Origin of the sequence: Halobellus salinus (genome assembly GCF_014646875.1) — an archaeon.
GTDB lineage: Archaea > Halobacteriota > Halobacteria > Halobacteriales > Haloferacaceae > Haloquadratum > Haloquadratum salinum.
Map to the genome: position 1 here is coordinate 392540 of NZ_BMOC01000001.1, position 14098 is coordinate 406637.

Annotated in this window: 4 protein-coding genes and 1 pseudogene; 3 read left to right on the forward strand and 2 right to left on the reverse strand. The window is 59.6% G+C overall.

Annotated features, from left to right (window positions below):
• Positions 1-127 precede the first annotated feature (127 nt).
• Positions 128-1119, reverse strand: a pseudogene (locus IEX72_RS01940) (transposase).
• Between the two features lie 92 nt (positions 1120-1211).
• On the opposite strand from IEX72_RS01940, the gene IEX72_RS01945 reads away from it, so the two are divergent.
• Complete coding sequence (locus IEX72_RS01945; RefSeq protein WP_188785687.1) at positions 1212-3431, forward strand: histidine kinase N-terminal 7TM domain-containing protein; 2220 nt, start codon at positions 1212-1214, stop codon at positions 3429-3431.
• 140 nt (positions 3432-3571) lie between these two features.
• Positions 3572-5515, forward strand: coding sequence for a bacterio-opsin activator domain-containing protein (locus IEX72_RS01950; RefSeq protein ID WP_188785688.1), 1944 nt, complete (start codon positions 3572-3574; stop codon positions 5513-5515).
• Between the two features lie 131 nt (positions 5516-5646).
• Here the strand turns inward: IEX72_RS01950 and IEX72_RS01955 are convergent, their stop codons facing one another.
• Positions 5647-5847 (reverse strand): hypothetical protein, encoded by a 201-nt coding sequence (locus IEX72_RS01955; protein ID WP_188785689.1) that lies wholly within the window; start codon positions 5845-5847, stop codon positions 5647-5649.
• Between the two features lie 845 nt (positions 5848-6692).
• Here IEX72_RS01955 and IEX72_RS01960 point away from each other — a divergent pair.
• Positions 6693-13655 carry a PKD domain-containing protein gene (locus IEX72_RS01960; protein ID WP_188785690.1) on the forward strand — a complete coding sequence of 2321 codons (6963 nt, stop codon included), beginning with the start codon at positions 6693-6695 and terminating at the stop codon, positions 13653-13655.
• Positions 13656-14098 lie beyond the last annotated feature (443 nt).

Consider the following 14098-nt stretch of genomic DNA (forward strand, 5'->3'; position numbering starts at 1 on the left):
GGACTATAGCCTCTGTTGAGGTTCCAGCGTTGGGGGGAGGTTTCGGCAGGTGTGCTGAGAGCGAGGTGTGGATCCCGTGCAGTTAGCTAATCGCTTGCTATTGCCTGAGGGTGTAATAGAACTCTTCTCACACCGTGATGATCGTGCTTCCCGGATTGTCTCCGCATTCGTAGTTGGTGATTGCGACGACGAGGCGAAGGCACAGCGCGAGGGACACTTGTGCTCGCGCGTGGACGCGGCCTCGGGCGTGCGTTCGCCCGAGGCCGCAGTGCTTCACTGATTCGTTGGTTCGTTCGACTCCAGTACGGCGGTTGTACGTCCCATCCAACGTGGACTACTTCAGCTGTACGTCCTCGCTGTGTTGTTCGGTGCGGTTTTCGACCCTGTACTCGATGTCTTTCGGGTCGTCGGTGTTTCGCGCGTTGTACGGGGCGACTGGCACGACCCCTGCGGCCAGCAGGTGGTCGTGCCAGTCAAGCGTGTCGTAGGCGCTGTCACCGACCATCCAGATCGGCTTGGCGACAGCGAACGCGTCACGCGTGACGCGCATCGCCGTCTCCTCTGGCGCTTGTTTGCTCTCGGTGAACTCAGCTGCAATCGGGATCTTTTGCCCGGTCGAGACGATTGTACAGCCGTAGCCGTGGTAGTACTCGTCGTCGGTTGGATCATAGCACTTCAATGCGTCTTGATCGGCAGGCATCGCCCTCACATCTGTTGAATCGATGCAGTATGTCGAGTCGAGCAGGCCGCCCGGCCCGGCCCGCTCGACGAGCCGGTTGAGGACTTCGTCAACAACGTGTTCAAGATCAGTGAGAAAGCGATCGAGCGCGTCTCTCGACGGCGGTCGATCGAACCCACAACTCAGCCAGACAACTGTGTTCCGAAGCTTCCGTTCAACGGGACGAATCCCGTAGATGTCCTTGTAGTAGCAGTGGAGAAAGCCACGCATCAGCGCTGGTGGCTCGTGGTCTCGTGTTCGCCCCGTCTCCGCCGGGGCGAACACGTCGAACTCTTCAGAAACTCGAAGGAGAGATGCTCAAACAGCACTAGCGTCTCTGTCTCTACGACATTGAAGAACGAGTCTACCGAAGGGTCATCTTGCAGGGTCGCTGAGTCCATACCACCTCAGCCTTCGCCCTGCTCTTTGGTGTGCTACTCGTTCTATGACACCGTTTAAAACTATGTACTAGCATACCGAACCAACACGGCACATGGGACTCGCGGAGTTTGGCTCGATGGCCATAGCTGGACTCGTCACGAGTCACGTCGGTGCTGCGGTGCTGAGTCTCGGCCTGTGTGTCTACGTCGGCCGCAACTACTGGCACCAGTCACTGGGGCGAGCTTTTGTCGGTATGGTCGGGATGACAACGATTTGGATGGTCGCATCGATTGCCCGCGTGTTCACTACGAGTCTCGACGCCTTCCTCGCGGTCTCGGTCGTGAAATACGTGGGTATCTCGATGCTTGCCCCGTCCCTACTCGTCTTCGCACTGCTGTACGACGGGAGAGATTACTTGCTGACGCGACGAAGACTCGCGGCGCTACTCGTCATTCCAGTGGCGTCCTTACCCGTGGTCGCCACGACACAGCTTCATGAACTGTTCTATACGGCCTATGAGACTCGCTCGCTCGCGTCGATGTCCGTCATCTCCATCGTCGAGGTGGGACCACTGTACTGGCTGTTCGTCGTCTATAGCTGGACAATCTTCGCCGTCGCGTCAGCCTTACTCGTCTATGCGGGATTCAGGCGATCGCGGTTCTATCGTAGTCAACTGGTGTTCGTACTGCTTGGTGTCCTCGCTGCCTGGGTCGCAAACTTCGCGTACGTCTTTTTCAACTGGCCCCACGTCGCCGTCGATCCGACACCCTTCGGACTCGCACTATCGAACGTCCTACTGGCGCTGGGTGTCTTCTCGAGTGACCTTGTCGACATTTCACCCGCGGCCCGGTACGCGGTTCTGGACACCATCGAGGACGGCGTCGTCGTCCTGGACCACGACGACCGCGTCGTGGACGTCAACCACGCTGCCAGACCCCTGATGGAGAGCAACGGCACAATTGGTGAGCCGGTAACCGAGGTGTTCCCGCAGAAAATAACCGGGTCGGAGACAGGCGGCGCGAGCACAGTCGAACTCACAGTCGATTCACGACGGCGTTTTTATCGCCGCAGACGGCTGCCGATTGGCTCCAAGGGATCCAGAGGGAGTGTTATTGTCCTCACAGACGTTACCGCCGAAACGGAGTCCCAGCAACAAGCCGAACAAGCCCGCGGGAGACTCCGGCAAGCCATCGATCTCATCCCGGATCCGATCTTTGCGAAAGATCTGGATGACGAAGTCCTGCTCTCGAACGAGGCAAATGCCACGCTACACGGCATGAAGCCGGCGGAAATCGAGGGGAAACGGGAACGGGACATCGAACCTGAGGTCGGGAATATCGATGACTTCGATAAGTATCGACAGCGCGAACTCGCGGCCGTAAATACGGGTGGTCCGTTGACATCCGAAGAAGAACTGATGGGGCCTGACGGTGAAACAAAGATTTTCAAGACAACGAGAATCCCGTTCGAGACTGCTGGCGATGACGAGAGCGCGGTTCTTGGCTACGCTCGTGACGTGACCGACCTCAAAGAATACGAACAGGAACTCGAAGCGACGAAAGAGCGACTCGAACGGACAAACGAGGAACTGGAGACGTTGAATCGAGTCCTCCGCCACGACATCGGGAACGACGCCATCGTCATCGGACGACTTGCGCAAAAACTTGAACAACACGTCGATGAAGACGGACAGGAACATCTCGACGCCCTGCTGGATCGGGGTGAGCATATTGGGGAGATGACGAACAATCTGCGGAATCTAATGCAGGCGACGCTGGACGAGCAGAGTGAACTCGAGCCAGTGCGACTCGACACGATTCTCGAAGCCGAAATCGAGAGCATGTCTGCTTCCCACGAGAACGCCAGCGTCACCGTCGACGGTGACATACCACGGGTGAGCGTACGGGCCGACCGGATGCTCTCGTCGGTGTTCCAGAATCTCCTGCGAAACGCAATCCAGCACAACGACAAGGCTGTGCCAGAAGTTACCGTCGCAGCCCACGCCCACAAGGAGGTCGTCATCGTCGAAGTCGCCGATAACGGTCCCGGCGTCCCCGACGACAGCAAAGACGACATCTTCGGGAAAGGCGAGCGGGGCCTCCAGAGCAAGGGGACTGGCATCGGCCTGTATCTAGTCACCAAACTGCTCAATCGGTACGGCGGAACCGTCCACGTTCGGGACAGGGTGTTATATAATGCCACAGACAACTGTGGGATAGACGATGATGGGAGACTCTGCCTCGCAGCCGGGGCGTCAGCGACCGAGCAGGGAGAACCCGACGGGTCGGTGTTCGTCGTCGAACTCCCGAAAATCGAGTGGCCGCCAGTCTAATCGCATCTGTCTGTATATGCACGTATGGATCACGGGGAGCCGGGCGGGGGGACACCGATGGTGAAACATCTGTCAGGAGAGGCGGGTCAATCCGACGACGGCGTCAGGAGTGACTCGGCGTGACCGGAGACCGACCGCGAGTGTCGACCGGGGCGGACATTCAGGTTCTGTTCGTCGACGACGACGAGCAGTGGGCCACGTTGACTGCAGGGGACATCGAATCCGAGGCGGCGGACGTCCATGTTACCGTCGTGGGGAGCGCCCACGAGGCACTCGACGCGCTCTCGGCCGAGGTCGATTGTATTGTGGCGGACTACCGGATGCCGGGGAAAAACGGGATTGAGTTGCTCGAACGCGTTCGCGAGGAGCACCCGCGGCTCCCGTACCTGCTCGTGACCAGCCAGGGCAGCGAGACAGTCGCCTCGCGAGCGCTGGACGCCGGGGTTACCGACTACCTCATCAAGGACTACGGAACTGACCAGACCCGAGATTTCGTCAACAAGATCCACACGTCGGTCGAACACAACCGACTCCAGCGTGCGATTGAGGAGAGCGAGGAGCGCTACCGGACAGTGACCGAGCAGAGCCACGACGGAATCGTTATTTTGCAGTCCGGCAAACTTCGGTTCTGCAACGAGCGGCTGATAGAACTGACGTGTCGGGAACGGGAGAGCTTACAGGACGGTGACATCGTCGCGGATATCGTCCACCGGGACGACCGCGACCGGGTCAGAGCCGTCATCGATAGCTGGTTCGAGGGTGACGAACAGTCACTGCTACACGAGGCACGCATTGTCCGGCCCGATGGGACGATCCGTCACTGCGAGTACACGGGCGGACAGATCGACTACAGGGACGAGCCAGCGGTGATGGTCTCGATTCGGGACGTCACCGAACGGATTCGACGCGAGCGCGAACTCCGGTGGGAACGCAATCTCAACCGAACAATTCAGGAAGCACTGGTCGAGTCGCGCAGTCGCGGCAGTCTTGAACAAAAAGTGACAGACCAGTTACAGCATCACGGGTACGCACTGGCGTGGATCGGCGAGCAAGCCGGGGGTGGAGTAGTTCCGCGGCATGTCGGTGGAGACAGCCGATACCTCGAGACCATCGACCGCTCACTCGATGCCGAGGACTCGGACGGGGAGCCGAGTGTTCTGGCAACGGCGACTGGTGGGGCACAGTTCTGCGAGAACGTTGCGAACCTGTCCTCGGCGGCGTGGGCCGCCCGTGCTGTCCAGCACGACTACCGGAGTTGTGCCGCCGTTCCGCTCGTCCACAACGACATCGCCTACGGAGTGCTGGCAGTGTACCAAGAACAGCCCGACCGCTTCGACGAGACGGAGAAGCGACTGCTGCGGGAACTGGCAGATACCGTCGCGTTTGGCATTCACAGCCTGGAAACCCGTGACGCGCTCGTGGCCGACCAGTCAGTCGAGGTGACCGTCGAGCTGTCCGACGGCCACTACCTCCTCTACCCTGCGCGTACGGGCGCCTTCGGGCACTCTGAGACCGTCGATATCGTTGGTACAGTCCCGGTCGACGACGAAACGGCGTTACAGTACATCGAGGTTCCCGGCGAGTCGGCGACAACCATCCGCGACGCTGTCGATGACTGTCCAGCCGTGCGGGAGACTGCCGTCGTGACCGACGACGACCCGACGCGGTTGCGGGTGACCGTGACAGATCCCGTCCCCGAAGTTCATCTCGCCACCCGGGGGATAGTCGTCGGATCGACGACCGTCGCCGCCGAGACCGCGACGCTCTCGTTCGAACTCGAATCGAGGGCGGATCTGCGTCCCACTGTCGACTCCCTGGAGGACGCGTTCGGGTCGATCTCGGTTCGCACTATCGCAGACGGCACTCCCGAGTCGGCGAACGATGGCGACAGTCCCGATACGAACGCCACCCTCACCGACAAGCAACTGCGGGCACTCAAGACAGCCCACTACAACGGCTACTTCGAGCAACCGCGGGAGAGTTCCGCGACCGAGATCGCCGACCTGCTCGGGGTTTCTCACCCCACTTTCCTCCATCATCTTCGGGCGGCCCAGCGCAAACAGTTACGGCCGCAGTTCGAGTGAGGTCGGCGCTATGCGGCACTAATCTATAATAATCACTATGACGCGGTCAGTACGGAGCTGATACTGTCTAGTGTGTCATAGAAGGGTTCACACACCGTGTTCTGGTCTTCGATAAACTGCCAATATAGAGGCTATATCCATCGACGTGTGACTTCGTGTGCGACAGTTGTCGGAATGAAGATCCAGAGGAGAACGAATCCGATCGTCTCAGGAGATGGCGCGGAGTCCACGAAGCCACTGTAGAAAAACAACGCTCCTGTGGCGATAACTGCGACAACGGTTGAGATGTATTGCGGATCAAGCCACGAGTTCGGAACGTCAGTCTCTGACATTAGCGGCCCTTCGTCATAAATTCGTTAAATGATTGCTATATCTAACGACGACTGCGCACAATCACCGAGCCACTGTTGCAAATCGAATGTCGATGAGATCAAACGCCCGTGAACGATTCTATGACACGCTGTTGATGGCTATACTCACATGAGCAGTTCCGCCGCACCGTACTGGCGGAATCGCTCATGAAGTGATAGCCGACAGGAGTCCGACTGGCTGCAACGGCGATTACGGGTGGGCGAGTATGTCAATACTGCTATCAATATTGGTGCTTTTGTTCAACAGTGCCACCATCGTGCCCGTCTGCAGCTTGGTTCCCCTATCGATGAGCCGGTATCGCCCCATACACTATAATTATATTTGATGATAAATCCGAAACACGGGCGAAATTTACACATGTAGATATCGATTTTAAATGGGATTTTCGCATCTATCCACATATGAGCGCCTACCCCCGAACTGAACTTGTGGATGATAGTTTGCTATCGAGGGTTACGCTGTCGGGCGTTGCCCATCGACCCGAGGTAGTGACACAGCAAAAGCGGGCGTGTTCAGTCAGGACACCTCTGTCCGGTACAACTGTGAGGCGTCGGCCCGTTCCCGGGAGACGACTCTCGGGTGGTGGTTCGATGAGTGGACAGCGTTTTGAGACCGCTTCGGGCTACAACTGTCCGGGTTTGGGCATAGGTATCCATACGGGGGGGTCTCGGTGACGGGCTCAGGAGGTGATCACCGGCACAAGAAGCTACAGTCACTATTTATGGCTGTACTGATAGTCTGTTCTTCAGTGTTCATAACGGTCAGTCTCGCTGGAACTGTTGGAGCAGCCAACACCAGTGCGCCAGTGTTCAACTCCGGCAACGCGCCCTCGTTTGCGGAGGGGAGTACTGGAACGGTTATCGACGTTGAGGCGACTGACGGCGACGGCGGCAGCAACGACAGCGGTATCACCTACTCACTGGTTGGCGGAACCGACCAGTCAGCGTTCAGTATCAACTCGACGAACGGCGAACTGACCTTCGACAGTGCGCCGGACTACGAGAACCCGAGCGACTCGGATACTAACAACGATTACGTGGTCGACGTGCAGGCCGACAACGGCTCCGCGACGACCACGCAGACGATAACTGTCACCGTCACCGACGTGGATGAGGCACCGACAGCTCCGGACGACAGTTCACAGAGTACCGACGAGGACACCGCGCTCTCGATCAGCGACGGCAACAGCAATGACCTGAAGGAACTCGCTTCCGACCCCGACGCTGGCGACACACTCTCGTTCGTCACAATCGACGGCCAGACCTTCTCGGATGGAAGTACGGTAACGCTCAGTTCCGGTGCGACCGTCACGGTCAACAGCGACGGGAGCTGGACTTATGACCCCAATAGCCAGTACGAATACCTTACCAGCGGCCAGAGTGTGACCGATAGCTTCACCTACACGATAGAGGACGGCGACGGCGACTCGGACTCGGGGACGATCACGGTCACCGTCACCGGCGTCGACGACACGACGCAGTTTGACTTCTCGGGCATCTACAACGCCGATGTCGTTCGCGGGACGGGAAGTTCGGCAGGCGACTTCGACGGCGGGGGCGGCATACTCGTCTCCTCGTCGGTAGCACAAAACAACGGGAACTCAGGGACTGACGGTGTTCCCGACGACGGTGTCTTTGCCGCGACGAGCACGCACCCGCGCATTGATCTCGCCGACTTCGACACTGTCGACAGCAACGCGTGGCAGGCACCGGGAACTGGAAGTGTCACATCCTCCGTCGATAACGGTGAATACAGCAATGTCCACGTTATCGCCTCGGCTGGCGGGGCCGGAGTGGGGAGTCCGGCACGGTTCGAGGTTACCTTCCAGTACCAAGACGGGACGAGCGAAACATCACAGGAGTTCACCGTTCCTGACTGGTTCGGCACGCCGCCGAGCGACCCCGGGTACGCCCTCCGCGACGGGATGGATCGATGGTTTGATGGAGCATACGAGGACGCTAACGACCCGGGAATCTTCGGCTATGCGATCCCGGCGGATTCGACGAAGACATTGACTGATGTCACGATCGATGTCACCGAAAACCAGGCCGGGTCGTTCAATTTCTTCGGTGGGGCAGCGACCCAGGCGACCAGCGATGTCGTCAGCAAGTCGCCGACGTTCACGCAGGAGTCGTCCGGCACGATCAGCGTCTCCACGAGTGAAGACCAGACGCTCGATCTGACGAGCGCGCTGGAAGTCGAAGACAGGTCCAGCAGCGACACGTTGACCTTTACTGTCGACAGCACGCCGACGGACGGCACCCTCTCCGGGGTCGACGGTGAAACGATCAGTGTCTCTGGCGAGACAGTCCACGCCCTGAGTTCCTCGCCGCAGTACGACCCCGATACCGGATTCACCGACAGCGACTCCTTCGATGTCACGGTCGAAGACGGCGACGGGAACACCGCGACGGCGACAGTTAGCGTCTCGGTTGACGGTGCGCCCGTGTTCAACTCTGTCGCGACAGCCTCTGTCGATGAGGGCACAACAGGCACGGTGTTAGACGTGCAGGCCGACGATGGGTATGGTGGGAGCAACGACACCAACGTCGACTATTCGCTCGTTGGCGGAACTGACCAGTCAGCGTTCAGCATCAACTCGACGAACGGCGAACTGACCTTCGACAGTGCGCCGGACTACGAGAACCCGAGCGACTCGGATACTAACAACGATTACGTGGTCGACGTGCAGGCCGACGACGGATCCGCGACGACCACGCAGATGATAACTGTCACCGTCGACGACACAGACGACGTCGATCTCAATCTCACGGTGACGGACACACCGTCGTCGACGTTACAAGCGGGCGAGAGTGTTTCCTATACCTACACCGTGGCGAACGATGGCTCAGTCCGGGGCAGCGATGTCACGGTCACGAGCACGGTTCCCACCGGAGCGTCCGGCATCGATGGCTACTCTTACAGCGTCAGTTCGACCGGCGGCGACAGCGCGAGCGGATCAAGTACGTCTGTCGACCTAGATCTCAGCGCGGGCGAGACGGCGACCGTCACGGTGTCTGGCACGGTCGGCTCAGGCGCCGAGGGAACCCTCGACCACAGTCTTTCGTCGGCCCCAGGCACGGGGAACACTGACCCGACGCCGAGCGATTCGGGCAGTGTCGTCACTATCGATGTCGGGCTCAACACGACGCGGCTGGACGTGGTTTTCCTGTTCGACGATTCTGGCAGTATGGGCGGGATCAGGGACACTCTCAAGCAGAACATCCGACAGACAGCGGAGAATCTGCAACAGAGGGGCTTTGACTCGCAGTACGGACTGATCGGCTACCTCGGTGGCCCGGACAACTCCGAAGACACGAGTCTGGACCAGGACATGACGTCGAACGTCGGCGCACTCAACCAGTCACTGGAGCAGGACCTGACGTTCTCTGGCGGGACCGAGAACATCACCAATGCAATCCACGAGTCGTACACCGACGCGGAGTTCAAGCGGCCGTCGTACCAAGACAACTCCCGAACCGTCCTCGTCGTCGCGACGGACGAACCGGACAACGGTGATGGCTCACTCGAAGACGCACGTGTCAGAGCGCTCCGCACCCTCAATCAGGAACAGGGCTGTTTCGTCGCCGTGTCGAGCAGTTCGACCGGTGATAACCAGCCACGGACCTGGGCGACGGGCGGCAGCGTGTCGTCGCCCAACGAGGGATCGGTCACCCTCAACAATTACGGGGGCTGGATCGACTCTGGATCCCTGGATAGCTCACTCGACGAGGACCTTACCTCGAATATCCTGTCGTGTGCGGCCGACGGCACCGACTCGGACGGCGATTCGCTGACGGACAACACCGAAAACGCGCTCGGGACTGACCCGAACAGCGCCGACACTGACGGCGACGGGATCGACGACGCGGCCGAAACGAACGGCGGAACCGTCGTCGACACTGACGACGACGGTACCATCGACGCACAGGACAGTGACAGCGACGGCGACGGCATCTTGGACAGTACGGAAACCGAGGCCGACGACGACGGTGACGGCATCCCGAACTACGTCGACACCGACTCGGACAACGACGGTATTCCAGACAGTCAGGAAGGGACGAGCGACAACGACGGGGACGGTACGCCGAACTATCTCGACATCGACGCCGACGGCGACGGCGCGAGTGACCTCTCGGAGGGGACCGGTGACAACGACGGTGACGGTGACCCGAACTACCTCGACAGCGATGACACTATAACGGTTGACACTGACGGGGACGGGACGAACAACCTGAACGACGACGACGACGACGGCGACGGTATCCTCGATAGCACTGAAGGAATCGAAGACATCGACGCAGACGGGAAGCCGAATCAAATTGATACCGATAGCGATGGTGACGGGATCCCTGATAGAGAGGAAGAAGACGCCGACAACGACGGCACTGACGACACCCCGACGGACGGAGCGACGACCGACACTGACGGCGACGCGGTTCCCAACTACCTCGACGAAAACAGCGACAACGACGCCTACACCGACGCCCAAGAGGGAACCACTGACAGCGACAACAGTGGCGTCTACGATGCCTACGAGAGTGGAGTCAGTGGCGCTGACCCGCCTGTATTCAACTCCGGGACGACCTCGTCGTTCGTGGAGGAGAGCACGGGGACAGTCATCGACGTGCAGGCGACCGACGGTGACGGGGGAAGCAACGACGCCAACGTCGACTACTCACTCGGCGGGACTGACCAGTCTGCGTTCAGTATCGACAGCAGTACCGGGGTCATAACCTTCGACAGCCAGCCGGACTACGAGAACCCCACCGATAGCGACACCAGCAACGACTACGAACTGACCGTCACTGCGAGCGACGATGTCGGCCTCACCAATACTCAGAGCATCACCGTCTCGGTCACCGTCGAATCTACTGGTGGCGGTGGTGGCGGCGGTGGTGGCGGCGGTTCCACTGCTGATACCACCGACCCAACGGCTGATGCCGGGAGCGACCGACTCACCACCGAAGGAGCGGAGATTTCCTTCGACGGGTCGGCATCCTCGGACAACGAGGGCATCGACAGCTACGAGTGGGACTTCGGCGACGGCACAACATCCTCCGGGGCACAGACCACGCACACCTACACGGACAACGGCACCTATACCGTCGAGCTAACCGTGACCGACGACGCAGGCAACGACGGAACGGATTCAGTGACCGTAACCGTCCAATCAGCTACCCAGACCAGTTCTGAAAACCAAACCGACACTGGCGGTAACGAAACCACGGACAGCGACTACAGCGCCACCGCCGGTGCATCGGGGTACGTCACCGAGGTCGGGTCGAGTGTGAGCCTCGACGCGAGCGCGTCGACACTCCCCGAGGACGGTTCCCCGACCTACGAGTGGGACATCGGCGACGATAGCACCGTCGACTACACCGGCCAGACCGTGGGCCACCAGTTCACCCAGACGGGACAGCGCAACATTTCGCTGGCTGTCCACGCCGACGGGCAACTCTGGACAGACAGCCTCACTATCGAGGTTGGAGACACCGTCCCACCGTCCGCCGTCATCGACGCGCCAGCAAGTGTGACCAACGGCTCAGCCGTCACCGTCGACGCGTCTGCCTCTTCTGATGCGGGCGGTATCGCCAGCTACGAGTGGGACTTCGGCGACGGCACGACGGCCACTGGCCCGGCGAGCACGACAGCAACGCACACCTACACCAGTCCGGGTGCGTACACAGTAACGCTGCAGGTGACCGACAAGGCTGGCAATATCGGCACGACCACGGCCGAAGTTCGTGTGAACGGCCCAACGGCACAGCTCGACACCGACGCGATATCCTTCGGGACCACGCCGGTGAACAACACCAACACGACGACGGTCGAACTGGCCAACGACGGAAACACGCCACTGACTGTGTTTGACCTCAGCGTGGCCGGTCAGAACCCCGACTCGTTCACTATCAGTGAGAATACCGCAGACGGAGTACTCCGAGTTCAGTCCGGCCAGACGATCGACCTTGCAGTGTCGTTCTCACCACCAGCGACGGGTACCCAGACCGCGACGCTAACGGCCGAGACAAACCACACCGACCACGACGTCGAGCTTTCGGGAACCGGAACGAGTAGCTCGCTCGATGTGGCGTCCTCGCTCGCGCTTGGCAACGTCTCTACTGGAGAGACCCAGACAGAAACAGTCGAGTTTACCAACACCGGCGACACTGCCCTCAGCGTTGGAACTGCCAGCATCGTCGGCAGTGCGAGCGATTCGTTCACCGTCACGTCGGCACCATCGACGATAGAGCCGGGCGAATCTGCGTCGGTGACGGTGCAGTTCACCCCGACCCAACCCGGCGAACAGACCGCGACGCTACGACTTCAAACCGAGACCGGAACCACGGTCGGGGCGGTTCCAATTTCGGGTGTGGGCCGTGGTCCAGCGGTACAGTTTGCCGGGCGGAATCTCGACTTTATAGGTGTCGGGACGAGCGAGAGTGCGACCGGCACGATAACGCTCGAGAACACAGGCAACGAGCCACTCGACGTGGCCAATGTCAGTATGTCGGGCACAGATGCGCTCGCGTTCGAGGTCGGCACCGTCCCGGACAGTATCGCGCCAGGGGCCAGCGAACAGGTCAACGTGACCTTCGAACCGGCGGCCGATGGCGCGTTCGACACCACGCTCGTGGTCAACTCGAACGCCTCGTCCCCGCCGGACAACACATCCGTCACTGGGACTGCAATCGGTGCGTCGGTCAGTGTGACTCCCCGGACCGGTAACTTCGAGAGCATTGGGGTCGGTGAGACTGGCTATCTGGAGTTCTCCGTGACGAACCTCGCCAGTTCACAGACGAATCTGTCCGTCGAGTCGACGCTTTTGACCGGTGCGGACCCCGAACCGTTCGATATCGTCGATGGCACTGCGCCGTTCGACATGGCACCGGGCGAGAATCGGACGGTCAACGTCTCGTACTCGCCGACTGATGCCGGCGAGAGCGACGCGCAGTTGCAGATTCTCAGCGACGCGAGCAACCAACCACAGATTACCATCTGGCTGTCGAGTTCGGACACGTACATCATTGTCCAAGAGATTGACAGTGTTGACGCCGACGACAACACCTCCGATAACACGACTGACAACGCCGCCGACGAGCCAATGTCGACAGTCTCGGTGCAGGGTCGAAACGTTGAGAACGGTGAGGAGTTGTCTGTGAACATATCCCAACCGGGGACTCGCACGCAGAGTGCGGAGTTCACCGTTCTCAATATGACCGTTCGCAACGAAGCGAACTTCGACATCAACGTGACCCACTCGAACAGTCCGGTTAGCAACGAGAGTGCGACCTACGAGCCAGCCAACCGGACGGTCACCCAGTACGTCGAACTGGAACACTCAGTCAACTCGAGTACGACCTACGACGACACCGGCGTGACCTTCAGACTGCAACGGTCCGCGCTCCCCGATGGCGCCCCACCGGAGACAGTGACGCTGACGCGGTATTCCGATGGCGAATGGAACGAAATGTCGGTGGAACTGGTCGGCAAGTCGAACACGCACTACTGGTACAGCGGGGAGACACCGGGCTTTTCGCAGTTCGCCGTCTCCGTGCCGAATGCGTCAGCGGTTGGAAACGAGAGTTCGCTCGATAGCCAGCCCAACGACACTGAGGCCACCGAGACGGACACGAGTATCGCGACCACAAGTAGCGATGGTGACGGTGGCGGCCTGCCGATACTCGGAGTCGGACTGGCCCTTGTGCTCGTTATGCTACTCGTTGTGGTGGTCTGGTTGAACCGGGACGAGGAGGCAGAGAACTGATATCACTCAACGGTAATCCCTGGAGATTTGGTAACTCGGCTTTGAACCTCAGCTTTGCACGTTGTCGTATTGACATTTATACTACGGGAACGGTTGATAGGAGCGGTCTGCTGGTCGATATTGGAAATCACTCGCACAGTAACTCCGGTCTGCTGGAGTAGTGAAGGCGACGTTCACGCTACTAGCTCCACTCACGGAGTGTACGCAGTACTCGGCTTGACCCGGTATATTCGTCAGAGCACGGCCTCAGCCGTCATATTCGCCCGATTAAATGTTAGATTCCCAACGTGCAAAGCCGAGATACGAGTAGGTAGAGATAATTAAAACTACATATTAAAGCGGGGAAGTCAGCCTTGCTACCAAACGTGGTCTGCGAAAGGTAGTGTCGGCTTCCTCCCCGAGGTCAAGCCTCGGGGTATCCGCCTTGTCCGCTGATGAAATAC

Bases quoted from the DNA above. Each gene is read 5' to 3' on its own strand.
- IEX72_RS01945 (WP_188785687.1), top strand. From the start codon at position 1,212: ATGGGACTCGCGGAGTTTGGCTCGATGGCCATAGCTGGACTCGTCACG.
- IEX72_RS01955 (WP_188785689.1), bottom strand. From the start codon at position 5,847: ATGTCAGAGACTGACGTTCCGAACTCGTGGCTTGATCCGCAATACATC.